This window comes from Stenotrophomonas sp. MYb57, from assembly GCF_002966815.1.
GTDB lineage: Bacteria > Pseudomonadota > Gammaproteobacteria > Xanthomonadales > Xanthomonadaceae > Stenotrophomonas > Stenotrophomonas indicatrix.
The window spans coordinates 3,434,630-3,461,594 of record NZ_CP023271.1 but is presented as its reverse complement, the minus strand read 5'-3'; the positions used below and the strand labels follow the sequence as shown (position 1 = coordinate 3,461,594).

23 protein-coding genes are annotated in these 26,965 nt (G+C 66.4%); 13 read left to right on the top strand and 10 right to left on the bottom strand.

Features of this window, described 5'->3' with window-relative positions; genetic code table 11:
* Positions 1 to 189: 189 nt before the first annotated feature.
* The 3 genes from CLM74_RS15955 to CLM74_RS15945 all read right to left on the bottom strand — a co-directional run bounded on the left by CLM74_RS15955 (position 190) and on the right by CLM74_RS15945 (position 4,404).
* Positions 190 to 1,839 (bottom strand): phosphoethanolamine--lipid A transferase, encoded by a 1,650-nt coding sequence (locus CLM74_RS15955; protein WP_032977235.1) that lies wholly within the window; start codon positions 1,837 to 1,839, stop codon positions 190 to 192.
* A complete protein-coding gene (locus CLM74_RS15950) occupies positions 1,836 to 2,588 on the bottom strand; it encodes a phosphatase PAP2 family protein (protein ID WP_105164487.1) in 753 nt (250 codons plus the stop codon). Before CLM74_RS15950 ends, CLM74_RS15955 begins: the two co-directional genes overlap by 4 nt.
* Before the next feature lie 112 nt (positions 2,589 to 2,700).
* Positions 2,701 to 4,404, bottom strand: coding sequence for a glycosyltransferase family 39 protein (locus CLM74_RS15945; protein WP_105164486.1), 1,704 nt, complete (start codon positions 4,402 to 4,404; stop codon positions 2,701 to 2,703).
* 132 nt (positions 4,405 to 4,536) lie between these two features.
* On the opposite strand from CLM74_RS15945, the gene CLM74_RS15940 reads away from it, so the two are divergent.
* Together CLM74_RS15940 and CLM74_RS15935 are read left to right on the top strand one after the other, a co-directional pair.
* Positions 4,537 to 5,247, top strand: coding sequence for a response regulator transcription factor (locus tag CLM74_RS15940; protein ID WP_025877081.1), 711 nt, complete (start codon positions 4,537 to 4,539; stop codon positions 5,245 to 5,247).
* Positions 5,237 to 6,517 (top strand): HAMP domain-containing sensor histidine kinase, encoded by a 1,281-nt coding sequence (locus CLM74_RS15935; RefSeq protein WP_032951976.1) that lies wholly within the window; start codon positions 5,237 to 5,239, stop codon positions 6,515 to 6,517. Before CLM74_RS15940 ends, CLM74_RS15935 begins: the two co-directional genes overlap by 11 nt.
* An 87-nt stretch (positions 6,518 to 6,604) precedes the next feature.
* Here CLM74_RS15935 and CLM74_RS15930 read toward each other — a convergent pair whose 3' ends face one another.
* Positions 6,605 to 6,994: a VOC family protein gene (locus CLM74_RS15930; RefSeq protein WP_025877085.1), complete on the bottom strand. Its 390-nt coding sequence runs from the start codon at positions 6,992 to 6,994 to the stop codon at positions 6,605 to 6,607.
* A 156-nt stretch (positions 6,995 to 7,150) separates the two neighbouring features.
* Here CLM74_RS15930 and CLM74_RS15925 point away from each other — a divergent pair, with 156 nt between their 5' ends.
* Together CLM74_RS15925 and CLM74_RS15920 are read left to right on the top strand one after the other, a co-directional pair.
* Entirely contained in the window at positions 7,151 to 8,401 is a 1,251-nt protein-coding gene (locus CLM74_RS15925) for a DUF819 family protein (protein WP_105164485.1), read from the top strand.
* Positions 8,402 to 8,610: 209 nt separating this feature from the next.
* Entirely contained in the window at positions 8,611 to 9,717 is a 1,107-nt protein-coding gene (locus tag CLM74_RS15920) for a DUF3103 family protein (RefSeq protein ID WP_158684160.1), read from the top strand.
* A 361-nt stretch (positions 9,718 to 10,078) separates the two neighbouring features.
* On the opposite strand, the gene CLM74_RS15915 is transcribed toward CLM74_RS15920, so the two are convergent.
* Together CLM74_RS15915 and CLM74_RS15910 are read right to left on the bottom strand one after the other, a co-directional pair.
* Positions 10,079 to 10,303: a CstA-like transporter-associated (seleno)protein gene (locus CLM74_RS15915; RefSeq protein ID WP_025877091.1), complete on the bottom strand. Its 225-nt coding sequence runs from the start codon at positions 10,301 to 10,303 to the stop codon at positions 10,079 to 10,081.
* On the bottom strand, positions 10,303 to 12,384 hold the full coding sequence (locus CLM74_RS15910) for a carbon starvation CstA family protein (protein WP_025877093.1): 2,082 nt from the start codon (positions 12,382 to 12,384) through the stop codon (positions 10,303 to 10,305). The genes CLM74_RS15915 and CLM74_RS15910 overlap by 1 nt, the downstream gene beginning before the upstream one ends.
* Positions 12,385 to 12,653: 269 nt before the next feature.
* On the opposite strand from CLM74_RS15910, the gene CLM74_RS15900 reads away from it, so the two are divergent.
* Positions 12,654 to 13,505, top strand: a complete 852-nt coding sequence (locus CLM74_RS15900; RefSeq protein WP_105164482.1) for a pirin family protein — start codon at positions 12,654 to 12,656, stop codon at positions 13,503 to 13,505.
* A gap of 225 nt (positions 13,506 to 13,730) precedes the next feature.
* Here the strand turns inward: CLM74_RS15900 and CLM74_RS15895 are convergent, their stop codons facing one another.
* From CLM74_RS15895 to CLM74_RS15875, 4 genes are all read right to left on the bottom strand, one after another.
* Positions 13,731 to 14,189, bottom strand: coding sequence for a hypothetical protein (locus CLM74_RS15895; RefSeq protein WP_025877096.1), 459 nt, complete (start codon positions 14,187 to 14,189; stop codon positions 13,731 to 13,733).
* Positions 14,190 to 14,385: 196 nt separating this feature from the next.
* Positions 14,386 to 15,105: an aquaporin Z gene (gene aqpZ, locus CLM74_RS15890; RefSeq protein WP_032951977.1), complete on the bottom strand. Its 720-nt coding sequence runs from the start codon at positions 15,103 to 15,105 to the stop codon at positions 14,386 to 14,388.
* A gap of 121 nt (positions 15,106 to 15,226) precedes the next feature.
* Positions 15,227 to 16,090 carry a pirin family protein gene (locus tag CLM74_RS15885; protein WP_025877100.1) on the bottom strand — a complete coding sequence of 288 codons (864 nt, stop codon included), beginning with the start codon at positions 16,088 to 16,090 and terminating at the stop codon, positions 15,227 to 15,229.
* A 647-nt stretch (positions 16,091 to 16,737) separates the two neighbouring features.
* Positions 16,738 to 18,801 carry a 3-hydroxyacyl-CoA dehydrogenase NAD-binding domain-containing protein gene (locus CLM74_RS15875; protein WP_025877101.1) on the bottom strand — a complete coding sequence of 688 codons (2,064 nt, stop codon included), beginning with the start codon at positions 18,799 to 18,801 and terminating at the stop codon, positions 16,738 to 16,740.
* A gap of 235 nt (positions 18,802 to 19,036) precedes the next feature.
* Between CLM74_RS15875 and rpoE the strand changes: the two genes are divergently transcribed.
* The 8 genes from rpoE to era all read left to right on the top strand — a co-directional run bounded on the left by rpoE (position 19,037) and on the right by era (position 26,952).
* Positions 19,037 to 19,657, top strand: coding sequence for an RNA polymerase sigma factor RpoE (rpoE, locus tag CLM74_RS15870; RefSeq protein WP_025877103.1), 621 nt, complete (start codon positions 19,037 to 19,039; stop codon positions 19,655 to 19,657).
* Positions 19,654 to 20,529 (top strand): sigma-E factor negative regulatory protein, encoded by an 876-nt coding sequence (locus CLM74_RS15865; RefSeq protein WP_105164480.1) that lies wholly within the window; start codon positions 19,654 to 19,656, stop codon positions 20,527 to 20,529. Before rpoE ends, CLM74_RS15865 begins: the two co-directional genes overlap by 4 nt.
* Positions 20,530 to 20,605: 76 nt before the next feature.
* Positions 20,606 to 22,144 (top strand): DegQ family serine endoprotease, encoded by a 1,539-nt coding sequence (locus CLM74_RS15860; RefSeq protein ID WP_025877107.1) that lies wholly within the window; start codon positions 20,606 to 20,608, stop codon positions 22,142 to 22,144.
* Between the two features lie 184 nt (positions 22,145 to 22,328).
* Positions 22,329 to 24,122, top strand: a complete 1,794-nt coding sequence (lepA, locus tag CLM74_RS15855; RefSeq protein WP_032977135.1) for a translation elongation factor 4 — start codon at positions 22,329 to 22,331, stop codon at positions 24,120 to 24,122.
* Between the two features lie 54 nt (positions 24,123 to 24,176).
* Positions 24,177 to 24,971: a signal peptidase I gene (gene lepB / locus CLM74_RS15850; protein ID WP_025877111.1), complete on the top strand. Its 795-nt coding sequence runs from the start codon at positions 24,177 to 24,179 to the stop codon at positions 24,969 to 24,971.
* Between the two features lie 34 nt (positions 24,972 to 25,005).
* Positions 25,006 to 25,389: a DUF4845 domain-containing protein gene (locus tag CLM74_RS15845; RefSeq protein WP_025877113.1), complete on the top strand. Its 384-nt coding sequence runs from the start codon at positions 25,006 to 25,008 to the stop codon at positions 25,387 to 25,389.
* The gene (gene rnc / locus CLM74_RS15840; RefSeq protein WP_032977092.1) at positions 25,379 to 26,059 is read left to right on the top strand and encodes a ribonuclease III; all 681 of its coding nucleotides are present in this window, start codon (positions 25,379 to 25,381) and stop codon (positions 26,057 to 26,059) included. The genes CLM74_RS15845 and rnc overlap by 11 nt, the downstream gene beginning before the upstream one ends.
* Positions 26,056 to 26,952, top strand: coding sequence for a GTPase Era (era, locus tag CLM74_RS15835; protein ID WP_025877117.1), 897 nt, complete (start codon positions 26,056 to 26,058; stop codon positions 26,950 to 26,952). The genes rnc and era overlap by 4 nt, the downstream gene beginning before the upstream one ends.
* The last annotated feature ends 13 nt before the right edge of the window (positions 26,953 to 26,965 follow it).

Genomic DNA, 26,965 nt, shown 5'->3' with positions numbered 1-26,965 from the left:
GGCGGGGTGGGTCCGGTGGCGGGAGTGTCCGCGGCATGGATGCCGCGGCCAAGCCCCCATGGACGGGTTTACGGCGTCTCCCGCCACCGGACCCACCCCGCCATCCCTCAGGAAACCCGCTTCTGCGTTTGCTTCGGCTGTTGCTGTTGCTTGCAGCAGGTGCAGGGCTGCAAGCCCTGCCGAACAACCCTAACTCTCGCAGTTGGCGAACAGGTCGCGATCGCGTTCGTACAGCGAGGTCTTCACCTGCATCAGCCCCAGCACCGACGGGAACAGGTTGTCGTGGTCGGTGTAGCTGGCCGAGCGCTTGCGCACGCACTGCAGGTCCAGTCCACGGCTGCTGGCGAAGCCCGGCGAGAACCACATCGTCATTGGCACCCGGGTCTGCTCGGCCGGTGCGATCGCGTACGGCACACCGTGCAGGTACAGGCCCTTTTCGCCCAGCGATTCACCGTGGTCGGACAGGTAGATCATCGCCGTGTCGTAGTCCTGCAGGCCCTGCAGCGTGCCGATGGTCTTGCTCAGGAAGTGATCGGTGTACAGCACGGCGTTGTCGTAACTGTTGGTGATCTCTTCGCGCGAGCAGCGACCAATGTCCTGGGTGTCACAGGTCGGGGTGAAGCGACGGAAGGCGGCCGGGTAGCGTTCGAAATAGGCCGGGCCATGGTTGCCCAGCTGGTGCAGCACCACCACCCGATCACCCGGGCGCGCACGCACCTGCGTCGCCAGGTCCTGCAGCAGGATCTCGTCCATGCAACGGCCATCGGCACACAGCCCCGGCGTGGTCGCGTCCGACAGCGACTGGAAGTCCAGGCCCTCGCATACGCCCTTGCAGCCGGACTGGTTGTCGCGCCACAGCGGCGCGATGCCCGCGCGGTTCAGTACATGCAGCAGCGACTGGTGCGCACGGATCTTCTTCTCGTCGTACTCGTGGCGTCCCCATGGCGAGAACAGGCAGGGCAGCGAAACCTCGGTGCTGGTACCGCAGGAGTGCATGTCCGGGAAATTGACCACCGCCGCCTGGGCCAGCTCCGGCGTGGTATTGCGGCCACCATTCAGGCCCCAGTTCTGCGCACGCACCGTTTCCCCCATCACGATCACCAGCAGGCGTGGCTTGCTGGTCGCTGCGCGCGGGGTCGCCTTGGCATCGGTACCGATCGGCAGCTTCGGCGCGCGTTGCACCGGGTTGTCGCCGCGCAGGGCACGCGGCAGCCCCAGCAGCACATTGGCAGGCGTGGCCAGGTAGCGCACTTCGCGCTGGTTGCGCATCAGCGCCGACACATCCTGGAAGGACACCAGCGCACCACCGAGTGCGGTGACCGCAGCGACCAGCAGGAAGCCGATGCGCCACAGCAGGCTGCGGCCCCAGCTGCGGCGGCGCAGGTCAACGCGCCACAGCACCACCATCGGCAACACAGCCAGCAGCAGGACCGGCCACAGCAGCGACACCGTCATCAGTTCGCGGCTTTCCTTGGGGTCGGTAGCCAGCACGTTGCGCAGCATGTCCGCATCCAGATAGATGTGGTAACGGCTCATGTAGTGCGCGGCAAACGCGGTGACCAGCAGCAGCACGCTGATCACCACCTTGGCATTCCAGCGCCACACCAGGATGCCCAGAAGTACACCGTGCGCACCCAGCAGCAGCAACAACAGCGAAAGCGCATAGCGCAGGCTGCCCGGATGGCTGGCCATGGCGCTGTGCCAGAACAGGCCATTGCCGGCCACAGCGAAGAACAGGCTGGTCAGCACGATCAGTGCTTCGGTGGACAGCTGTGGCCGCCATGCGCGGATGCTGGCCAGTGTCGGCAGCCGCAAGGAACGTTGGACCGATGCGTTCATGCAACCGCCTCCTGGCGGGTCGAGCGATCCAACTGGCGGCGGACCACCAGATACAGGCCCAGCGACAGCAGCCAACAGATCAAGGCGGTGGCAACGTCATGCGAAAGGAAGTGGGCGCCGCGCAGCTGTTGGCCGATGCCGAACACCAGGCCGCTGCCGAGGCCGATCCACAGCCCGGCCCAACGCCAAGCGGGGCGCCACAGCAGCGCGAAGAAGTACAGGCACATCCATGCGTATCCCGCGCTTGCGTGGCCGGCGGGGAAGCAGGCGCGGGCGGGCATGCCGGTCGGGCGGCTGCTGAGAAGACCGACGAACGGATCGTGTCCGCCATAGCGCAGCAGATCCCACGGGCAGTCCATCGGTACCAGCGACTTCAGCAGCGAGATCAGCCCGGTGCCGAGTGCCACGGCCACCACCACATACAGCAGCGCCCAGCGCAGTGTGCGATCGCGGCCGCGGCGCCAGTGGTGGAAGCACAGCAGCATCGCCACCAGCGCCGCAGCGGTGCTCAGCCACTTGCCGGCCTTGTGCACCACCGAACGCGTCAGCCATGCATCCTGCAGCGCCCAGCGGCCGCCTTCCAGCCGGAACAGATGGTCGGCCAGCCACTGGTCGCCACCCAGGCCCATCAACACGGTGAACACCGCAACGCCGATGACAGAAGGCAGCCAAAGATGGGTAACGGCAAAACGCGACGCCAGCAGCGAGGGCGCAAAGGAGACTGCCGGGACAAGAGGGCGAGCGGGCATGCAGGGAAGGGGCCGTTACGGGAATCCGCGGCCATGCTCGTCACTGGCATGTCGGAGAAGGGTCGTACACGCGTTTGCGCCGGGTTAATCGGTGCCCGGCGCGAATCATCGTTCAGTCTTCTTCGTCGTTGGCGCCTGCACGCTCGGCATGGCAGGCCGCATCCCAGGCGGTGCCCGGAAGCAACTGCCAACGATTGCGATTGGCAACACCGATCTCGATGACCTGGGCCGGATCGACACAGGGGCTCATGGCCTTGTCCAGCACCAGCAACCAGCGCTTGTCCGGCGCCTCGGCCAACCATGGACCGGCGTCGTGCCACTGCTCTACCCACGGCCGCTTGAAGCCGAACTCGCGCACCGGCCGGTCGGCCTGCAGCAGGTTCTGTTCGCGCCAGGCCACCAGCGCCAGCTCCGCATCGGGGCCGATCCGTGTGCCCACCCGGCGCATCACCGCCGACGCCGAGGCGTAGGGGTCCAGCGCCGGTATCAGCACCAGTCCGTACAGCATCCACAGCAGGCCGTGGGTGAGCAGTACCAGCGTGGCCGCGCGTCGTATCCGCAGCCATACCGCCAGCGTCGCCACGGCGATGGCGAAGGTCAGCAGGCCATCGCCGAACACGGGCAGCAGGGTGTCGGGCATCGCCCGCCGGGCCAGCTGCGCCTGCGCCCAGGGGCTGTCGGTCAGCATCATCACGCCAAGCGCGCCGGTGGCCAGCATCAGCAGCAGGCTGTAGCCGAACAGGTAGCGGCGCACGCACAGGCGACGCAGCAGGCCGGGCAACAGCGGAGCCACCGCCAGTGCCATCGCCGGCAGCATCGGCAGCACGTACACCTCGCGCTTGCCTGGGCTTGCAGTGAAGAACAGCAGGACCAGCGCGGCCCAGCCCAGCAGCAGCCACTGGCGCTGGTCGCCGCGACGCAGCCGGCGGCACCACGGCTTGACCATCAGCGGCAGCAGCAGTGCACCCGGCAGCCACAGCGTGGCGATCACCTGCAGGTAGTACCAGGCCGGCTGGCGATGGTGCCAGGCGTTGGCATAGCGGGTGCCGGTCTGCTTGAACAACAGCTCGTGGGCGTACGACTGCAGCGATGCACTGGGTTCATGCAGCAGCGCCCAGCCCAGCGGTGCCAGCCACACCGCCGCACCCAGCAGGAAGGCCGGAATCAGCCACAGCAGGCTGGCGGGGTGGGGGCCGTCCACCGGCTGGCCGCGACGGCGCTGGTACAACCGCCAGCCCAGCCAGGGCAGCACCATCAGCAAGGGCAGGAAGCCCACCCCCTTTGTCACCGTGCCGACGCCGGCAGCAAAGCCGGCCAGCCACAGGGCCGGCAGGTTGCGGCGCTCGCAGAGGTGGCGCAGCAGGCCCCACAGGGCCAGCGTGGTCATGCCCACCAGCACCATGTCGATCTGCGCGCGCTTGGCCATCAGGCCGAACTGCAGGGTGCAGAACAGTGCGCCAAGCGCGTACAACGAATGCCGTGGCGACCATAGCCGGCGTGCCAGGTCGGACACCAGCCACAGGCTGAGCAGCGCAGCCAGCAGCGACGGCAGCAGGAACGACCACTGCCAGCTGCCGACCACCTGGTGGGCAGCGGCCTGCAGCCACATGAACACCGGCGGCTTCTCGGCGTACAGCTCGCTGCCCCGGTGCGGCAGCAGCCACTCGCCGCTCTCCACCATGGCACGTGCGGCCAGCACGAAGCGTGGTTCGTCCGGTGGCTGCGGCTGGCGCATGCCAAGCCCGGCCGCCAGCGCCATCACGATCAACAACCACAGCAGCGGCAGGTGCCAACGGCGGGGCAGGGCAACGGGCACGGCAGGCTCCGGGAGCAAAACGGCCATTCTGATAAGGGGCACGTGGGAAAGCCGTCGGAGCGGCCGGCATGGCGACCGCATTCCGACATCCGCAGCGCTACCATGGCATGAACTTCCGTGGATGTTTCGTGCATGCGCCTGTTGGTGATCGAGGACAACCGCCAGTTGGTGGCCAACCTGTTCGACTATTTCGAGTCGCGCGGGCATGTGCTCGACGTGGCCCCGGATGGCATCACCGGCCTGCACCTTGCCGGCAGCCACCCGTATGACGCGGTGATCCTGGACTGGATGCTGCCGCGCATGGAAGGCCCGGAGGTGCTGCGGCGGCTGCGCTCCGAGCACGCCTCGGAAGTGCCGGTGATCATGCTGACCGCACGCGACGAACTGCCGGACAAGATCGCCGGCTTCCGCGCCGGCGCAGATGATTACCTGACCAAGCCATTCGCATTGCCGGAACTGGAAGTGCGCCTGGAGGCGCTGCTGCTGCGCGCGCAGGGTCGCAATCCGCGCAAGCGCCTGCAGGTGGGCGACCTGGTGCTGGACCTGGCCAGCCTGGAGGCGCAGCGCGCCGGCCAGGTGCTGCACCTGTACCCGGCCTGCCGCAAGCTGCTGGAAGTACTGATGCGCGCCAGCCCGGGTGCGGTCACCCGGCAGCAGCTGGAATTCGCCCTGTGGGGTGACGAACCACCGGACGGTGACCTGCTGCGCTCGCATGTGTACGAACTGCGCCGCAGCGTGGACGGCCCCTTTGCCGACAAGCTGATCCACACCCTGCCACGGGTGGGCTACCGGCTGGCGTCCACCGCAGGCGCGGACGCACGGAACGATGACGATGGCGCGTAAACCCGGGCCGCTGTATCGGCGGGTGGTGTGGTGGCTGCTGGGCTACCTGGCGCTGATTTCGCTGGCGGTGTTCAGTGTGGGCAACTACGTGCACGAACACGCCGAGCACGCGGCGTGGCGCGCGCTGCTCAATTCCGAACTGGACAGCATCGTCGAGCACACCGAGCACGAGCCGCACTATCGCTGGCAGGACTCGGACACGCTGAGCCTGTTCCGCTTCAATGAAGCCAACATGCCCGCCAGCCTGCGCACCCTGCATCCGGGGTTGCATGACGGGGTGATGATCGGCGAGCGCGAGACGGCGGTGATGGTGCGCGATACCGGCTCGATGGGGCGGGTTGCGCTGGCCCTGGACATCTCCGATTTCCACGATCTTGAACAATTCGCAACGCGCTGGGTGATGCTGGCCGGCATCATCATGATCTTCGTCACCGTGTTGATGGCCTCCTTCGGCATGGAGCGCATGGTGCGCCCCTTGAGCCTGCTGGCCCAGCACATCGGTGCACTGCGGCCCGGCGTGCAGGGCCAGCGCATTGACGTCGATCCGCGCGGCAGTTCCGAGCTGCACACCATCGCCGATGCGCTGAACGATTACCTTGATCGCAACGAGCAGTTCGTCGAGCGCGAGCGGGTGTTCATCAGTACTGCAAGCCATGAACTGCGCACGCCGATCGCCGTGATGACCGGTGCCGCCGAACTGGCGCTGGAGCAGCCCGGCCTGCCTGAGCGCGCACGACAGCAGATGCAGCGCGTGCTGCGTACCGCGCAGGGCGTTGAGCAGCTGATCGAGCTGTTGCTGGTGCTGGCGCGTGATCCCGCTCGCCTGGCTGCCCGTGCCGAGCGCATCGCGCTGGACCAGCTGCTGCCGGAGATCGTCGACGATCATCGCCACCTGCTGGGCGACAAGGACCTGAGCATCGGCATCCAGGCCGCGCCGGTCGACATCGTCGCGCCGCTGGCGGTGGTGCAGGCAGCGATCGGCAACCTGCTGCGCAATGCCATCGAGAACAGCGGCCGCGGTCATATCGAGCTGCGCCTGACCTCGGCAGCGGTGTTGACCCTGCAGGACCCCGGCCATGGCATGAGCCCGGAGGAGATCGCAGCGATCCACGCGCGGATGGCCCGCGGTGAGCGCGGCGACCGCGGGGGCATCGGCCTGGAACTGATCGCGCGGTTGTGCGAGCACCTGGGCTGGACCCTGCAGCTGCAGCCCTGCCAGCCGCGCGGGACCCTGGCCTCGCTCGACTTTGGTACATCGCGGCCAGGCTGACCTGTCCGTCGACCAAGGTCGATGCCTACCAGGCAATGGCCGCGTGCGTTCCGGTAGGTGCCAACCCTGGTTGGCACGCTGGCCGTGTCACCGCCCCGTTGGCCGCGCCACGTGCTGGTCGATCAGGATCACGTTGCCATCGGGATCGGTCAGCTGCAGATAGGCCGGACCTTCGCCATCGGGATCGGCACGCGCCGTGAGCGCGATGCCCTTGGCGTCCAGCTCGGCCTGCACCTCACGCACGTCCTGGAAGGACGCCAGTTCCTGCTTGTGCTGGTCCCAGCCGGGATTGAAGGTGAGCAGGTTGCCCTCGAACATGCCCTGGAACAGGCCGACCACGATGCCGTTGTTGCGCAGTACCAGCCAGTTCTGCGCCGCATCACCACCGGTCACCGAGAACCCCAGCGCTTCGTAGAACGCACGTGAGGTGGCCAGGTCCTTCACCGCCAGGCTGACTGAAAAAGCGCCGAGTTGCATGGGGCAGGCTCCAGTAGGGAATGCAGCGATTCTCGGCAGGCCCACGCGCTGCCGCAAGCAGCGCAGCATGACCCTGCGTGAAGACTATGTTAATTTCGACCCGCGCCGCTTATGCGGCGCTTTTCTTTTCCGCTCTTTCGATCGACAGAGGATCCCATGCCGACCGAACCCGCTACTGCCCTGATCAGCAACGACATCGTTGGCCTTGGTCTGATCGCCGCCACCCTTGCCCTGATCTTCTGGGCCGCCAGTGGCCCGACGCCCCTGCTGAAGAAGATCTTCGCCTGGGTGCCTGCACTGCTGCTGTGCTATTTCATCCCCGCCATCTACAACACCGCCGGTGTCATCGATGGCCACAACACCTCGCTGTACAACCCGGTCGCCCGCGATGTGCTGTTGCCGGCGGCGCTGGTCCTGCTGACCCTGTCGATCGACCTGAAGGGCATCGCCAAGCTGGGGCCGAAGCTGCTGCTGGTGTTCTGCGCCGGCACCGCCGGCATCATGCTTGGCGCCATCGTCTCCTTCCAGGTGATGAAGCTGATCCATCCGGAAACCGTGGCTGGCGACACTTGGGCCGGGATGGCCGCGTTGGCCGGCAGCTGGATCGGCGGTGGCGCCAACATGGTCGCCATGCGCGAAGTGTTCGGCACCGATGCCACCACCTTCGGCCAGTTCGCGGTGGTCGACGTGGCCTGCGCCAGCCTGTGGATGGCGATCCTGTTGTTCATGGCCAACCGCGCCCAGCAGATCGATGCACGCAACGGTGCCGACACCCGCGCCATCGATGAGATGAAGGCGCGCATCAGCGCCTACGAGGCACAGAACGCGCGCATCCCCAGCATGACCGATCTGATGGTGATCGTCGGCGTGGCACTGGGCGGCGTCGGCCTGGCCCATGCCATCGCCGCACCGCTGTCGGGCTGGTTCAAGGCCAATGTCAGCTGGGCCAGCCAGTTCAGCCTCGACAGCCAGTTTGTATGGGTGATCCTGCTGTCCACCGCGATGGGCCTGACGCTCAGCTTCACCCGTGCACGCCGGCTGGAAGCGGCAGGTGCCTCGCGCCTGGGTACCGTCTTCCTGTACTTCCTGATCGCCTGCATCGGCATGCAGATGAACCTGTTGTCGCTGCTGGATCGTCCGTGGCTGTTCCTGCTGGGGGCCATCTGGATGGTCACCCACGTGCTTGTGCTGTGGATCGTGGCCAAGCTGGTGCGTGCGCCGCTGTTCTTCTTCGCGATCGGTTCGCAGGGCAACATCGGCGCCGCCGCCTCGGCACCGGTGGTGGCGGCAGCATTCCATCCGACGCTGGCGCCGGTGGGCGTGCTGCTCGGTACGGTCGGTTATGCCACCGGTACCGGCCTGGCGTATGTGACCGGGCTGATCCTGAAGTGGATGGCCAACGGCTGAGCCCTGTCGCGATCAGCGACGGAAATCAGGAACGGGTAGAGCCGAGCCCACGCTCGGCTGCTTTTCGCGGGACACTGCCGGAACTGTGCGGCACATACCGGAACGTATGGCGCGTGCGTCGTAGCGTGGGAAGCTCCTGCCGGCGTTGCCGGCGACGTTCGATGGGGCCGTCGATGACGAAGCAATGGAGGTTTCGGGTTTCCGCACTGGTGCTGTTGCTGACCAGCACGGGGGCCTTCGCGCAGGGGCCGGTGAGGGCCGGCGGCGCCGATGTGCAGGTGCTGACCGATGCCGGTGCGCGCGAGGTGGCGGCACTGATCGCCCAGCCAGGGTTCGCCGATGCAGTGCGCAGCTCGCTGCATGCGGCGCCGGAGCAGGGCGTGCCGGTGCAATCGTTGATGGGCCGTTTCGATCCGCAGGCGCATACGCTGGCCAGTGCATCGCTGGCTGCTGGCGATCGCCAGCTGCGCCAGCGCAAGGGGCTCCCGGCACAGGGGCAGGGGCTGCTGCAGCTGCGTGCGTACGTGCCCGAGGGGCACTCGCTGGCGGCCATCAATGCGCATCCGCTGTGGGTGGCCAGTCTGCCGCGTGGCAATGATCGCGACTGGACCACGATCACCGCCTACGACGCGCAGGGCCGCGCGCATGTACTGGATGCGAAACGGGCCCCGGACTTTCCGGTGCTGATCGTCGACGTCGACACGCGGCGTGCCGTGCAGGAGGGCATGGCCCTGGTCAATGCGGGGCTAAAGGCCCGCGGCCTGCAATCGCCCGAACGCATCCAGCTGTCGGCTGACGGTACGCAGGCGTCGCTGGATATCACCCGCCTGGACCGCATCCGCCTGGCGGACGACCAGGAGCCCTGGGCGCTGGGGGCAGCCGAGGTGTTCGCTGTTGTTTCCGGTCTGCAGGTGGGCGCCACCGCACCGGAGATGGTCACCGTCGACATGCCGTACCTGGACTACGACGGTACCGACTACACCCCGCAGCAACCGCTGATCATCTGGGGCAACTATCGCTTCAACGCCGCCAACGTGCAGCTGTTCGAAGATGACGGCGATACCAATTACCAGGAGCTGCTGGTGGCGCTGAGCAACGGCGTCAAAGCCGCACTGGGCGCCTTCGCTCCTGAGTATGCCGTCATCGCCGACATCGCAGGCGCGATCCTCAAGGCCATGCCCACGTCGTGGTTTGCCAACGACATCGACTATATCGACAGCTACTACCTGTTGCAGCGCGGCCAGGCCTACCAGGACCGGATGGGAGCGGCCAACAACGCCAAGGTCACCCTGACCCCGATCACCCTCACGGAGTAGTCCCGCCGGGCGGCGCCCGCAACCGCCATCCGCGGATCAATTCCATTGGCATCCATGAACAAAAAGGGGTCGGATCCGTTTTCCAAAGGAAAACGGATCCGACCCCTGATGTTTTCGCACCGTCACCGGAAATCTGTCAAAGGTGGGGCGGTGTCGGATTGCGGGGTGTCAGCCGCATGGATGCGGCTGCCAAGCCTACAGGGACGTACTTGCGGCGTCCCCGCAATCCGACACCGCCCCGCCAAACCCACAGAACCCCAGAGCCGACGCTCCAGCAGTTGCAGTTGCAGTTGCAGTTGATGTTGCCGTTGCCGTTGCCTCTGCGGGCGCCGGGCTGCAAGCCCGGCACCCACCGGGAACCTCAACAGCAGCGACCACCGTTGCGCCCGCCATACCGCGCTTCCTGCCGCTCGCGGAAGAACGTCTTGTAGTCCATCGGCTCGCGGTCCGGATGCTTCTCCCGCACATGCCGCACATAGTTGTCGTAGTCGGGAATGCCGCAGCACAGCCGCGCCGTCTGCACCAGGCGTCGCCAGATCCGGCGATGCGCCTGGTACTGCCCCACCGGAACCAGTTGTGTACTCATTACAGGTCCACCATTTCATGCGGCTTCAGCGCCACGTACGGGGTCTCGCGGTCGCTGCGCTGCGGATTGCGGCGCGCCGCCACGATCGTCTTGATCGAATACACCAGCACCGACGCCACCACCAGCAGGAACAGCGCGGTCAGGCCGGTGTTTACATAGGCATTGACCACGATCTGCTGCATCTGCGCGACCGACTTGGCCGGTGCGGTGATCGTGCCGCTGGCCAACGCGTCCTGGAACTTGTGCGCCTGTGCCAGGAAACCCTGCGCCGGGTTGCTGTCGAAGATCTTGATGAAACCGGCATAGGTGGTGCAGATCAGCAGCCACACCGCCGGCACCGCGGTGACCCACGCGTAGCGGTCACGCTTCATCTTGAACAGCACCACCGTACCCAGCATCAGCGCGATGCCCGCCAGCATCTGGTTGGAGATGCCGAACAACGGCCACAACGTCTGGATGCCGCCGAACGGATCGACCACGCCGGTGTACAGCAGGTAGCCCCACAGCGCCACGCAGCCGGCAGTGCCGATGATGTTGGCGGTCCACGACTCGGTCTTCTTCAGCGCCGGCACGAAATTGCCGAGCAGGTCCTGCAGCATGAAACGACCGGCACGTGTGCCCGCATCCACCGCGGTGAGGATGAACAGTGCTTCGAACAGGATGGCGAAGTGGTACCAGAACGCCATCATCGCATCGCTGCTGCTGGGGATCGCCTCATGCAGGATCTGCGCGATGCCCACCGCCAGGGTGGGGGCACCACCGGCACGATGCAGGATGGTCGGCTCACCGATTGCTGCCGCCGTGGCGGTCAGCTGTTCGGGGGTGATGGTGAAGCCCCAGGTATTGGTGATGTAGTGTGCGGCCGATGCGGCATCGGCACCGATCACCGCCGCTGGGCTGTTCATCGCGAAGTAGATGCCTGGATCGATGATCGAGGCCGCCACCAGCGCCATCACTGCCACGAACGATTCCATCAGCATGCCGCCGTAGCCGATGTAGCGCATGTGCGCTTCATTGGCCAGCAGCTTGGGCGTAGTGCCCGAGGAGATCAGTGCATGGAAACCCGACACCGCGCCGCAGGCGATGGTGATGAACAGGAACGGGAACATGCCGCCTTTCCACACCGGGCCGTCGCCGCTGGCCGCGAACTGGGTCAGCGCCGGCATCTTCAGTTCCGGCATCACCACCAGGATGCCGATGGCCAGCGCGATGATCGTGCCGATCTTCAGGAAGGTCGACAGGTAGTCGCGCGGTGCCAGCAGCAGCCAGACCGGCAGCACCGAGGCGACGAAACCGTAGCCGATCAGCATCCAGGTGATCTGGGTGCCGGTGAAGGTGAACGCCGGGCCCCAGGTCGGGTCTGCCGCCACCTTGCCACCGAACCAGATCGCGGCGAGCAGCAGCACCAGGCCCACCACCGAGATCTCACCGATCTTGCCCGGCCGGATGTAGCGCATGTAGACGCCCATCAGGATCGCGATGGGCATCGTCGCGATCACCGTGAACATGCCCCACGGGCTTTCCGCCAGTGCCTTGACCACCACCATCGCCAGCACGGCCAAGATGATGATCATGATCAGGAAGGCACCGAACAACGCGATGGTGCCGGGCACCTGGCCCATTTCCTCGCGCACCAGGTCACCCAGTGAACGGCCGTTGCGGCGGCTGGATAGGAACAGGACCATGAAGTCCTGCACCGCACCGGCCAGCACCACGCCGACCACCAGCCACAGCAGGCCGGGCAGGTAGCCCATCTGCGCGGCCAGCACCGGGCCGACCAGTGGGCCGGCACCGGCAATGGCGGCGAAGTGGTGGCCGAACAGCACGTGCTTGTTGGTCGGGACGTAGTCCAGGCCATCGTTGTTGATCACCGCCGGGGTGGCCCGGGTCGGATCGAGCTGCATCACCTTGTCGGCGATGAACAGGCTGTAGAAGCGGTAGGCAACCAGGTACAGCGATACCGCCGCGACCACGATCCACAACGCGTTGATGTGCTCACCGCGCCGCAGCGCCACCGTGCCCAGGCAGAACGCGCCGAGCAGGGCGAGGGCCGCCCAGCCTATTTTGGAAAAACCTTTCATGAGGTGCTCTCTCCCGGAAAGACAGGCAAAGAGTCCCGCGTGCCCTTGGCAGGGTCAATGTGCACGGGACCATTCGGCGGTAGTACTTTGGTCGTACATGGGTGTGGCAGGTGGCGACGTTCCTTCGCAGCCGACAACGCAGGCGGTGCCGACGTGCGGACATGACGTGCGGCGAACACCAGGGATGGAACAATCGGTTGCGACGGCATCCATTGGCGTTGCGCGCTGCAGCGTCCATTTTTACCGGCATCCATCCAACAGGAGTCACCATGAGCCTTCCCGAGCCGGTCCGCGTCCTGCGTACCATCCGTGGCATGCCCACCTCCGACGGTGCCGGTGTTCGCCTGACCCGGGTCATCGGCGGCCCCTCGCTGCCCGACCTCGATCCGTTCCTGCTGCTCGACGAATTCGGTACCGATCGCGCCGAGGACTACATCGCCGGTTTCCCCGAGCATCCGCATCGTGGTTTCGAGACCGTCACCTACATGCTCGATGGCCGCATGCGGCATCGCGACAATCACGGCAACGAGGGCCTGCTGACCCCCGGCAGCGTGCAGTGGATGACGGCCGGCCGTGGCCTGGTGCATTCGGAGATGCCCGAGCAGGAAAGCGGGCAGATGCGCGGCTTCCAGCTGTGGGTGAACCTGCCGGCGCGCGACAAGATGACCGCGCCGAAGTACCAGGAATTCGCTCCCGGGAAGATCCCGGTGGTGCAGCCGGCCGAAGGCGTGCAGGTCAAGGTGATCGCCGGCACGGTCGAGGGCACGGTGGGGCCGATCGCGCAGCCAGCCACCGATCCGCTGTATCTGGACATTGCACTGGAGGCCGATCGTGCCTGGACCTACTCCCTGCCCGAAGGCCACAACGCGTTCGTCTATGTGTTCGAAGGCGGGTTGACGGTGGGCGAGCAGGATGCGGCGCGCGACGTGGCGCGGCAGGAACTGGCGGTGCTGGGCGGCGGCGAGCAGCTGCATCTGTCGGCAGGCAGCGACGGCGCGCGGTTGATCCTGGTGGCGGGTCGTCCGTTGCGCGAGCCGGTGGTGCGTCATGGCCCGTTCGTGATGAACACCCGCGAGGAATTGATGCAGGCCTTCGTCGATTTCCAGGAAGGCAGGTTCTGAGGTCGCGCTGCGGGCCATGCCCACAGCGCATCGGTAGCGCCGGGCCATGCCCACAGCACATTGGTAGCGCCGGGCCATGCCCACAGCACATTGGTAGCGCCGGGCCATGCCCGGCGGATGTCCAGAAGAGCCGACACCGCCGAAAGCCGCCAGGCATGGCCCGGCGCTACCGATGGATCGGGTGGAAGTGCGGGAATGCTGCCAGGCAGTCATCCCCGCAGCGCCTCAGCGGCCGTCGGCCACGGCAGAGGGCGTCAGGTTCATGCCCTGCGCAAGCTGCTGCAGCGTGCCCAGTTCCTGGGAACTGTCGGGATACAGCGCGATCTGCGCGTAGCGGCCCTTGTCCAGCTTGACCACGCTGATGCGGCGCTCGGCATAGCCCGGCGGCTGCTGGCCGCCCAGGTCCGGCTGGTACCAGTACATCGATTCACCGGCAAAGCTGCCTTTTTCCTGGCGCAGCGAGCGGGTCAGTGGAATGCCCGGATCGCGCTGGCTGAGCATCAGGCTCAGTACTTCGCGCCCGTCACTGGTGGCCGCGCGGCAGACCAGGAAGCCGGACTGTGCCTGCTGCTGCCATTGCAGGCCGCTGCTGGCGGGCAACGAAGGACAGTCGACCGGGGCCTGCGCGCAGGCAGACGCCGCAACGAACAACAGGCTCGACAGAACAACAGGCGCGAACTTCATGCATCCCCCAAGGTGGCGTGTCGTTGGCACCGCCGGTGACACCGGCGGTCGAGGCATCCCATCCCCGGATGCCGTCCTGCCCGGCGAAAGCACGGGCGGATGACCAGACCTTAACGGAACGTGAGCGATCGCACAAATCGCGGTTACATCCGTAACCATTGCGGCCGAGGGTCGGCCGCAATGGCACGGTCATGGCTCAGCGGTCGTTGCCGATCCACTTGTAGATGATGCCGCCGATCGCACCGCCCAGCAGCGGGGCGACCCAGAACAGCCACAGCTGGCCGGTTGCGCCACTGCCGGCGAAGAAGGCCACCGCCGTGGAGCGGGCCGGGTTCACCGACGTATTGGTCACCGGAATGCTGATCAGGTGGATCAGGGTCAGGGCCAGGCCGATGGCCAGCGGCGCGAAGCCCGCCGGCGCCTTGCCATGGGTCGCGCCCATGATCACGATCAGGAACACCGCCGTGAGCACCACTTCGCACAGGAACGCGGCCGCCACGCTGTAGCCACCGGGTGACAGCGCACCATAGCCGTTGCTGGCGAACGCGCCGGCCTGGCTGCCATCAATGGCGAAGCCGCTGGCACCGGAGGCGATCTGCAGCAGGATGAAGCCGGCCAGCAGGCCGCCGGCCACCTGCGCGATGATGTAGGGCACCAGATCCCGGGTCGGGAAGCGGCCACCGGCCCACAGGCCCACGCTGACCGCTGGATTGAAGTGCGCACCGGAGATATGGCCGAACGCGTAGGCGCCGGTCACCACGGTCAGGCCGAAGGCCAGGGCCACGCCGAGGAAACCGATACCCAGCGGATTGCCGTCGCCACCGAACTTGGCGGCCAGCACCGCACTGCCACAGCCACCCAGGACCAGCCAGAACGTGCCGAGGAACTCGGCGGACAAGCGTTTACCCATGCTCATGTGTTGCACTCCTTTGACGGTCTAAAGTGTGATTTATGTCACATTTCAGTGATCAGCGGGTGACTGTAGCGTCAACGCCGGGTGCAGGGATACACCTTCGGATGTGTGCAACACGCGATGCTCAGTACTGGGGCAGGGGAATGAATTCCTTGTCGTCGCCGGGAATGGTGCCGAAACGTCCGGCTTCCCAATCGTGCTTGGCCTGCTCGATACGTTCCTTCGAGCTGGACACGAAGTTCCACCACAGATGGCGCGGGCCATCCAGCGGTTCGCCGCCGAACAGCATCGCCTTCACCGGCGTCTTCGCGCGCAGGCGGCCGCGCGCACCGGCTTCGGGAATCACCAGGTGCTGGGCGGGGATGTCCACACCATCCAGCTGCGCTTGGCCTTCGAGGATGTACAGCGCACGTTCGCGGTGGCCATCATCGATGTCGATCTCCGCATCCGGGTCCAGGTCGATCGCCACGTTGAGCGTGTCGGCGAACACCTTGACCGGCGACTCCTCGCCATAGGCGCGTCCGGCAATGACGCGCAGCCAGGCGCCGTTGCGGCGTTGCTCGGGCAGGGTGGCGGCGGCATGGTGGTAGAAGGCCGGTTCGATTTCCTCATGCGACTTCGGCAGCGCGACCCAGGTCTGCATGCCGTGGATCGGGTTGTCATGGTCGCGGTCCGGTTGCGGCGTGCGCTCGGAATGGGCGATGCCGCGGCCGGCGGTCATCCAGTTGACGTCGCCGGGACGGATCACCTGGTCCGAGCCCAGCGTATCGCGGTGGCCGATGGCACCGGACCAGAGGTAGGTGACGGTGGCCAGGCCGATATGCGGGTGCGGGCGCACGTCGATGGCGGTACCGGGGTGCATGAGTGCCGGGCCCATCTGGTCGACGAACACGAACGAACCGATGCTGCGGGCCTGCAGGGTGGGCACGGCGCGGCGCACTTCCAGGCCGCCGATGTCGTGCACGCGCGGGGCGATGATGGTGGTCATGCGGGCGTTCTCGCTGGCAGGGATCAAGGCGGTCAGCATCGCATGTGGTGGTGGCGGTGACATTCCCCGTCCGGGTAACAGGTTGTTCCAGCCAACGGCGCAGCCCCTCGTGGCTGTGGGTTGGTCGCTGAAGGCAAAAGCAGAAGCCGCGCTTGGCCGGGCGGGTGGGTGGCGCAGGACACGCCGTAAACCCGTCCATGGGGGCTCGATGGCGCCATCCATGGCGCCAACGGTCCTGCGCCACCCACCCGCCCGGCCTCTGACGGTTTCCGTGTGCTGTCCAGCCACGGAGAAGAAAAAAGAAAATCAAAATCAAACCCAAACGCCGGTCGCTTCGCTCGCATCCACGCATGGCGTGGACCAAGCGTGTCGACCAAGGTCGACACCTACCAGCTCCCGAAGGTCACCGACCGTCACCGGGAAACTGTCAGGGGTGGGGCGGTGTGGGTTGGCAGGACCGTTGGCGCCATGGATGGCGCCATCGAGCCCCCATGGATGGGTTTACGGCGTGTCCTGCCAACCCACACCGCCCCGCCCACCAAACAGAAAAGCCAGAGCCGGCTGTTGCTCCGGCTCTGGCTCTGGCTTCGGCTGTTGCTGTTGCTGTTGCCTACGCGGGTGCCGGGCCGCAGGCCCGGCTGATCACATCAAACCACCGGTTCGCGCAGTACCGGGTTGTCCCAGCCCGGGCGCGGTGCGAAGCGATCACCGTGACGCTGCTGCAGCGCCTTCAGGCGCTCCACGATGGCATCGGCACCCACCGCACGGATGTGCTGGATCGGACCGCCGCGGAACGGTGCGAAACCGGTACCGAAGATCACGCCCGCATCCAGCAGGTCCGCGTCGGCCACCACGCCTTCGTGCAGGCAGGCCACCGCCTCGTTCAACAACGGCAGGATCAGGCGATCTTCCAGATCGGCAGGCGCCTGATAGTCGCGCGCCACGTCCGGCTTCTTGGCCCGGCCGTTCTCCCAGGTGTAGATGCCCTGGCCATCCTTCTTGCCGCGCTTGTCCGGTTCCACCGTCTGCAGCGCCGCCGGAATCTGCAGGCCCAGGAACGGGGCCAGTTCCTTGCCCACGCCAGCGGCCACGTCCAGGCCTACGGTGTCGATCAGTTCGATCGGGCCCATCGGCATGCCGAACTTCACCGCCGCCTTGTCGATCACCGGGCCCGGAATGCCTTCAGCGTATGCGGTGGCCGCTTCCAGCATGTACGGGAACAGCACGCGGTTGACCAGGAAACCGGGCGTGCCGGCCACCGGCACCGGGAACTTGCCCAGCGCCTTGCAGAAGGCTGCCAGGCGACGCTCGGTTTCGGCCGCCATGCCGTCGTGATGGATGATCTCCACCAACGGCATCTGTGCCACCGGGTTGAAGTAATGCAGGCCGGCGAACTGCGCCGGGCGCTGGATGTGATCGCGCAGCTCCACCAGCGGAATCGACGAGGTGTTGGTGGTCAGCAACGCGTCGAGCTTCATCTTCGGCTCCAGCGTCTGGTACAGCGCACGCTTGGCTTCCGGGTTCTCGATGATCGCTTCAATGACCAGATCGGCCTGCGCCACGCCATTGCCTTCCAGGTCCGCACGCAGGCGCGCGGCGACGGCCGGGCGCTTGCTCTCGTCACGCACCTTCTTGGCGAACAGTGCCTGTGCACGTTCCATGGCCGGGTCGATGAAGCGCTGCTCGCGGTCCTGCAGGGTCACTTCAAAACCCTTGTAGGCGGCCCACGCAGCAATGTCACCGCCCATCACGCCGGCACCGACCACGTGCACGTGGCGGATGCCGGAATCGCCACCGCCCAGGCCCTTCAGGCGTTCGGTGAGGAAGAAGATGCGGATCAGGTTGCGCGCGGTCGGCGTGCTGGCCAGCTTCACTACGGCGCGTCGTTCGGCATCCAGGCGTGCCTGCACCGGCTTGCCGCCGCTGCGCTGCCAGGTGCTGATCAACGCATACGGCGCCGGGTACTGGTCCTTCTTCGCCTTGCGTGCGACCTGCTTGACCATCTGCGGGGCCAGCAGCTGGCGTGCCGGCCAGGTATTGGTCGCCCAGGCCAGCGCACGCTGCTTGAACGGGCGGGTGGTGCCGGACAGTGCCAGCGCCACGGCGGTATCGAGCACGACGGCCGGTGCCACCACCTTGTCGACCAGCCCGATGCCGCGTGCGGCCGAGGCCGACAGCGTGCGTCCGGTCAGCATCATGTCCATTGCCGCTGGCGCGCCGACCAGCTGCGGCAGGCGCGCGCTGCCGCCCCAGCCCGGGAAGATGCCCAGCTGGGTTTCCGGCAGGCCGATGCGGGTGGAACTGTCATTGGATGCAACGCGATAACGGCAGGCCAGGGCCAGCTCGGTACCGCCGCCCAGGCAATGGCCATGGATGGCGGCCACGGTCGGGCAGGGCAGCTCTGCCAGCTTCTGGTAGGTCGACTGGCCGCGGCGGATGGCGTCGTTGACGGTGCCGCGGCGATCGAACTCCTGGAACTCCTTCAGGTCGGCACCGGCGATGAAGCCTGCCTTCTTGAGGGACTGGATCACCACGCCCTTCGGTGGGTCCATGGCGATGCGCTCCAGCAGGTCGCCCAGCTCCAGCAGCACATCCTGCGACATTGCGTTGACACTGCTGTCCTGACGATCCAGAGAGAGGACCACCACGCCATCGTCGCGGATCTCGGGGTGCCAGTGGCTGAAGCGGAGACCATCGAAGCTTGAGAGCATGGACGTTCCATCCGGTTGTGTATGGAGAAGGGGGCTATGATCCAGAGGTTGTTTCCCCCGCGTCAAATCCCAATAGCAGGGGTGTGGCGCCCCGGATCGCAGGCCTTGGACCGGAACGTTAACGGAACGGTGGTTAAAAGCTGGTGCGGCGCCAGGTGATCGGCGACTGAACTTTTCCCGGGATTGGCAGTCTCATTGCCCGACGTCGGTTGGGCTGACAGGAGTGCGGCCCCTCATGGCCGATGTTGATACACCTCAGGAGCTGGATCTGGAACTGGTCCGGCGCGTGCAGCACGGCGAGAGTGCCGCCTTCGATGTCCTGGTGCGCAAGTACCAGCATCGGGTCGTGGCCCTGGTCGGTCGCTACATCGCCGACTGGAGTGAATGTCAGGACGTGGCCCAGGACACTTTCATCCGTGCATACCGTGCGATTGGAAGCTTCCGCGGCGACGCCCAGTTCTCAACCTGGTTGCATCGGATCGCCGTGAACACCGCCAAAAACCATCTGGCTTCGCACAATCGCCGCCCGCCGACCGATGACATCGACATCGGCGACGCCGAGCAGTTCGACAGCGGCACGCGCCTGCGCGACACCGATACGCCCGAGCGCGAGTTGATGCGCCAGGAACTGGAACAGACGGTGATGAAGGCCGTCAACGCGCTGCCGGAAGAACTCCGGTCGGCGATCACCCTGCGCGAGGTGGAAGGCCTGAGCTACGAGGAAATCGCGCAGAAGATGGGGTGCCCGATCGGCACCGTGCGTTCACGGATCTTCCGGGCGCGCGAGGCGATCGACACCGAACTCCGGCCGCTGCTGGACATCGGCAGTGCCACCCGCGAGAAGAGCCGTATATGACCCGCATTCCGAACAACGAATCGCACAACCACCAGTCTCCCGCCGGGCAACGCCTGGACGAACGCCATCGCCAGCAGTTGTCGGCGCTGGTCGACGGCGAGCTGGGGGCAGACGAGGCGCGCTTCCTGGTGCGCCGCATGGAACACGATCCGGAACTGGCTGGCTGCCAGGAACGCTGGCAGCTGCTGGGTGATGTCATGCGCGGCCAGGCGTCGCTGCTGGCACCGGCCGGTTTCAGCGCCGCCGTGGCTGCCGCCATCGCCGCCGAGCCCGCACCGCTGGCCGAGCCGAAGCGTCAGGCCCGCCGTAGTGGTTGGCGTGCATGGGGCGGCGGTGCGCTGGCCGCTTCGGTTGCTGCCGTAGCGCTGTTCGTCGGCCGCGAAAAACTGCAGGAGGCGCCGCCAGTGGATGTCTCCGCACCGCAGGTGATCGCCAGCCAGGCGCAGTTGCCGCCGGCATCGGAGCAACCGGCTGCCGTCACCGAGGCGTCGGTGGACACTGCTGCGATGGCCGTGGCCAGCGTGCCGGCGGTGGCCATGGCCGCCGCCAGCCGTCGCCAGGATGTGCGCCGCGCCAGCGCCACCCGCAGCCAGCAGGCCGCACGCGTGGCCCAGCGCGATGACGCGCCGCTGCGCGCGGTTGCCAGCCAGGCGCCGCTGACCCCGACCATGCCCGCCGGTAGCGCGCGCACTCTGCCCTTTGGTGAGGTCGGCAACCTGCAGGCACGGCCGTGGCCGCGCTCCAGCCTGGCGCCCGCCGCCGGTGGCGCCCTCAATGCCAGTTTCCCGGCCCATGCCGGTGGCGCTGCGTTCTATCCGTTCGAGCCACGCCTGCAGGACGACCTGCCGGCGTCGCAACGCCCGCGCGACTGAGCCGGGTACCGTTCCACGCCCCGCCGTCGGCGGGGCGCTTCTTTCCCTTTCCATCCGACCCGGAGGTTGCCGTCCGATGACTCCCCGACTCCGCACGCATGCCATTGGCCTGTTCGCCCTGACCCTGCCGCTGGTGGCCTGTGCCCAACCGGCGGCGCCTGCCGCCCAGCCGCAGGCCGCCGCCGCTGCTGCGGCCCCACGCGCACCGGCGCAGCCGTTGGTCAGCGGTCTGCCTGACTTCACCAACCTGGTTGAGCAGGTCGGCCCCGGTGTGGTCAACGTCGACACCACCATCGTCCGCAGCAACCGCCAGGCGCGGGGCGGCATGGGCCCGGGTGATGACGAGATGCCCGAGTTCTTCCGCCGCTTCTTCGGCCCGGATTTCCCGATGCCCGGGCAGGGCCCTGGCGGGCAGGACGGCGGCCCCAGCATCAAGGGCCGCGGCATGGGCTCGGGCTTCATCATTTCGCCTGACGGCTACGTGCTGACCAATTACCACGTGGTCGCCGACGCCAGCGAAGTGAAGGTCAAGCTCGGCGATCGTCGCGAGTTCACCGCCAAGGTGATCGGCAGTGACCAGCAGTACGACGTCGCCCTGCTGAAGATCGACGGCAAGAACCTGCCGACCGTGCGCGTGGGGGACTCCAACAGCCTGAAGCCCGGTCAGTGGGTTGTCGCGATCGGCTCACCGTTCGGCCTCGACCACTCGGTTACCGCTGGCGTGGTCAGTGCCCTCGGCCGCAACACCGGTGGGCCGGACCAGCGCTATGTGCCGTTCATCCAGACCGACGTGGCGATCAACCAGGGTAATTCCGGCGGCCCGCTGCTGAACACCCGTGGTGAAGTGGTCGGCATCAATTCGCAGATCTTCTCGGCCTCGGGTGGCTACATGGGCATCAGCTTCGCGATCCCGATCGATCTGGCGATGAGCGCGGTCGAGCAGATCAAGAAGACCGGCAAGGTCACCCGTGGCCAGCTCGGCGCGGTGGTGCAGGAAATCGACGGCCTGAAGGCGCAGGCGATGGGCCTGCCCGACAGCCGCGGTGCGCTGGTCAACCAGATCGTGCCGGACAGCGCTGCGGCCAAGGCCGGGGTCAAGATCGGTGACGTGATCCGCACGGTGAACGGTGCGCCGGTCAACAGCTGGTCCGATCTGCCGCCGCTGATCGGTGCGATGGCACCGGGCAGCCGCGTCACCCTGGGCGTGATCCGCGATGGCAAGCCGCGTGACCTGAGCGCGACCCTGACCGCTCTGGCCGAGGACGCGCAGGGCAATGCCCGCAGCCCGTCCGCAGGCAATGACACGGCGGCTCCGCAGGCCGGCGCCAATGCCCTGCTGGGGTTGGACGTTGCCGACCTGACTGCGCCGCAGCGCAAGCAGCTGGGCCTGGAGGCGGGCGAAGGTGTCCGCATCACCGCCGTGAAGGGCGAGGGCGCCCGTGATGCCGGCCTGTCCGGGGGCATGGTGATCCTGCAGGTGGCCAGTACCCCGGTCGGCAGCGTTGAAGCCCTGAACCGCGCGCTGTCCGGCTACAAGAAGGGCGATGTGGTCATGCTGCTGGTCCGTACCGGCAGCGGCAACAGCGCCTTCGTCGCGGTCAAGGCCGGCCCGTAACAACCGATGGCCGCCTTCACGGCGGCCCTCGTGGTGTCCCCGAAGCCCCGCCCTGGCGGGGCTTCGGCCGTTCCGGGGCCGTGCCGGCAGGCCAACCACGCGGCGGCCCTCCGGGCATGCGATAATCGACCGTTACCCTGACGACGCCGCGCGCCGCCGCCACCTCTCTATGTCCTCTGATTCGATGCGGAACATCCGCAACTTCTCCATCATCGCCCACGTCGACCACGGCAAGTCCACGCTGGCCGACCGCATCATCCAGCTCTGTGGCGGCCTCCAGGCCCGCGAGATGGAAGCGCAGGTGCTCGACTCCAATCCGATCGAGCGCGAACGTGGCATCACCATCAAGGCGCAGTCGGTGTCGCTGCCGTACGTGGCGAAGGACGGCCAGACCTACCACCTGAACTTCATCGACACCCCCGGCCACGTCGACTTCTCCTATGAAGTCAGCCGCTCGCTGGCCGCCTGCGAGGGCGCGCTGCTGGTGGTCGATGCGGCCCAGGGCGTGGAAGCGCAGTCGGTGGCCAACTGCTACACCGCCGTGGAGCAGGGGCTGGAAGTGGTGCCGGTGATCAACAAGATCGACCTGCCCACCGCCGATATCGAGCGCGCCAAGGCCGAGATCGAGGCCGTGATCGGCATCGATGCCAGCGACGCCGTGCCGGTCAGCGCCAAGACCGGCCTGAACGTGGTCGACGTGCTGGAAGCGATCGTGCATCGCATTCCGCCGCCGGTGCCGCGCGATACCGACAAGCTGCAGGCGCTGATCATCGACTCGTGGTTCGACAACTACCTGGGCGTGGTCTCGCTGGTGCGCGTGATGCAGGGCGAGATCAAGGCCGGTGACAAGCTGCAGGTGATGTCCACCGGCCGCAACCACCAGGTCGACAACGTTGGTGTGTTCACCCCGAAGCGCAAGGTGCTGCCGGCACTGCGCGCGGGCGAAGTGGGCTGGGTCACCGCCAGCATCAAGGACGTGCACGGCGCGCCCGTCGGTGACACCCTGACCCTGGCCGGCGACCCGGCGCCGAAGCCGCTGCCCGGCTTCCAGGAAATGCAGCCGCGCGTGTTCGCCGGCCTGTTCCCGGTCGATGCCGAGGACTACCCGGACCTGCGCGAAGCGCTGGACAAGCTGCGCCTGAACGATGCCGCGCTGCGCTTCGAGCCGGAAAGCTCCGAAGCGATGGGCTTCGGTTTCCGTTGCGGCTTCCTCGGCATGCTGCACATGGAAATCGTGCAGGAGCGCCTGGAGCGCGAATACAACCTGGACCTGATCAGCACCGCGCCGACGGTGGTGTATGAAGTCCTGAAGACCGATGGCACGATCATCAACATGGACAACCCGGCCAAGCTGCCGCCGGTGAACCATGTGCAGGAGATCCGCGAGCCGATCATCCGCGCCAACGTGCTCACTCCCGAGGAGTACATCGGCAACATCATCAAGCTGTGCGAAGAAAAGCGCGGCAGCCAGATCGGCATCAACTACCTGGGCAGCCAGGTGCAGATCAGCTACGAGCTGCCGATGGCCGAAGTGGTGCTGGACTTCTTCGACAAGCTGAAGTCGGTCAGCCGTGGCTATGCCTCGCTGGACTACCACTTCGTGCGCTTCGATGCCGGTCCGTTCGTGCGCGTGGACGTGCTGATCAACGGCGACAAGGTCGATGCGCTGTCGCTGATCGTGCATCGCAGCCATGCCGATCGTCGTGGTCGCGAGCTGTGCGAAAAGATGAAGGACCTGATCCCGCGCCAGCAGTTCGACGTGGCCATCCAGGCCGCCGTCGGCTCGCAGATCATCTCGCGCACCACGGTCAAGGCCATGCGCAAGAACGTTCTGGCCAAGTGCTATGGTGGCGACGTTTCGCGCAAGAAGAAGCTTCTGGAAAAGCAGAAGGAAGGCAAGAAGCGCATGAAGCAGGTCGGCCGCGTGGAAATTCCGCAGGAAGCCTTCCTGGCCGTGCTGCAGATGGACAACAAATAAGCCCCGAAACCGGCCTTCGGGCCGATCGTCCGGTGACGTTGCAAAGGACCCTGAATGAAACTGTTTGAGATCCTCCTGGTCGTGCTGACCCTGGCCTCCGGCCTGATCCTGCTGGCCGACAAGCTGTACCTGGCCAAGCGTCGCGCCCAGCGCGCCGGCCTGCTCGACACCGAGCCGGTGCTGGTGGACTACTCGCGTGCGTTCTTCCCGGTGCTGGCGATCGTGCTGATCGTGCGCAGCTTCATCGCCGAGCCGTACAAGATCCCGTCCAGCTCGATGATGCCGAACCTGCTGATCGGCGATTTCATCCTGGTCAACAAGTTCTCCTATGGCCTGCGCCTGCCGATCACCAACACCCGCTTCGTGCCGGTCGGCGATCCGGCCCGTGGTGACGTGGTGGTGTTCCACTTCCCCGGCCATGGCGACAACGACCCCGCCAAGGGCGAGAACTTCATCAAGCGCGTGATCGGCGTGCCGGGCGACACCGTCGTGTTCGAAGGCGACGGGGTGATCCTCAACGGCGAACCGCTGAAGTACGACAACAAGGGCATCTACGCTGGCCACAAGGGTCAGGGCGAGGGCGCCAACCTGCTGGTCGAGCACCTGCCGGGCCGCACCCACACCGTGCTGGAGACCGATTATCCGCGTGGCCAGGGCCAGTGGACCGTGCCGGCCGGCAAGTACCTGGTGATGGGCGACAATCGCGACAACAGCGACGACGGCCGTTTCTGGGGCCTGCTGCCGGAAGAGAACCTGCGCGGCAAGGCATTCCTGATCTGGCTGAACTGCCAGGGCTGGTTCTGCAAGGACGGCTTCGAACCGTCGCGGATCGGCTCGAGCATCAACTGACTTCACATCCACTCGCGTATCTGGGGAGAACGCAATGAAGACGATGAACACGCAGCGCGGCATGACCCTGACCTCGTTCCTGACGGTCCTGATCGTGGTTGGCTTCTTCCTCTACATCGGCATGAAGCTGTTCCCGATGTACCAGGAGTATTACGCGGTGCGCTCGGCGATGAAGAGCCTGGCCAAGGAACCGGGCATCGGCAGCATGGCGCCGGCCAACATCCAGGAACTGTTCTTCAAGCGGCTGTACATCAACTACTCGGACAACGTGAAGCCGGCCAACGTCAAGTTCGACCGTCGCGACAATGGCTGGACCCTCAAGGTCAACTACGAAGTGCGCCGCCAACTGGTCGGCAATCTGGATGTGGTTGGCAAATTCGATTCTTCCCAGGACCTGACCCGTAGCGGTGCCGAATAAATCTTTCCAACGTGAAGACCTGATCGGTCACGCCTTCCGCGACCCAGACCTGCTCAAGCAGGCGCTGACCCATCGCAGTGCCGGCGCGCCGCATAACGAGCGGCTGGAGTTCCTTGGCGACAGCATCGTCAACATGATGGTTGCCGAGGCGTTGTACCTGCGCTGGCCCAAGGCGGACGAAGGCGCGATGACCCGCGCCCGCGCCGAGCTGGTCCGCGAGGGTGCGCTGGCGGTGATCGCGCGGACCCTGCAGCTGGGTGACCGGCTGACGATGGGCCCCGGCGAAATGAAGTCCGGCGGCCATCGCCGCGACTCGACCCTGGCCGATGCGTTCGAGGCCGTGGTTGCTGCGATCTACCTGGACGTGGGTTTTGAAGCCTGCCGGGCGATGGTCCTGCCCTGGTTTGCCGCCTCGATGGAGGCGCTGCCGGCCACCGGGCGACCGGAGAAGGACCCCAAGACCCGCCTGCAGGAATGGCTGCAGGGCCGACAGAAGGCGTTGCCACAGTACGAACTGGTGTCAGAATCCGGTGACGACCACGCCAAACACTTCCGGGTACGCTGCAACGTAGCCGACCCCGCCGCCAGCACCGAGGGCGAAGGCTCCTCGCGGCGGATTGCCGAACAACAAGCGGCTGCGGCCGTCCTTGAACAACTGGATTCCAAGTGAGCGAACAAACTCCCCATCATTGCGGCAGCGTCGCCGTCATCGGCCGCCCCAACGTGGGCAAATCGACCCTGACCAATGCCTTGGTCGGGGCCAAGGTCAGCATCGTGTCCAACCGGCCGCAGACCACCCGTCACCGCCTGCTGGGCATCGCCACCTACCCGGAAGGGCAGCTGGTGCTGGTCGACACGCCCGGCCTGCACAAGGTGCAGAAGCGGGCGATGAACCGGGTCATGAACCGCGCTGCCCGCGGCTCGCTGGAAGGCGTCGACGCCGGCCTGCTGGTGATCGAAGCCGGTCGCTGGGACGAAGAGGACAGCCTGGCCTTCAACGTGCTGCGCGACGCCGGTATCCCGGTGGTGCTGGTGGTCAACAAGATCGACCGCATGAAGGACAAGGGCGCACTGCTGCCGTTCCTGCAGGAAGTGACCGCCGGCCGTGATTTCTCGTCGGTGCATCCGATTTCGGCGCAGAAGCGCAACGGCCTGGAAGCCCTGGTCCGTGACGTGCTGGCGCTGTTGCCGGAAGCCCCGCCGATGTTCGGCGAAGACGAGATCACCGACCGCAGTCAGCGCTTCCTGGCCGGCGAACTGGTGCGTGAACAGCTGATGCGCCAGTTGGGCGAAGAGCTGCCGTACGCCACCACGGTGGAGATCGAGCGCTTCACCGAGGACGGCAACCTGCTGCGCATCGGTGCGGTGATCTGGGTCGAGCGCGAAGGCCAGAAGGCGATCGTGATCGGCAAGGGCGGCACCCGCCTGAAGGAGATCGGGGCCAAGTCCCGCCTGCAGATGGAGCGTCTGTTCGGTGCCAAGGTGTTCCTGGAAACCTGGGTGCGCGTGCGTGAGGGCTGGTCCGATGACGAGGCCGCGCTGAAGGCCTTCGGCTACGAATAAGCCGCGACGGTCG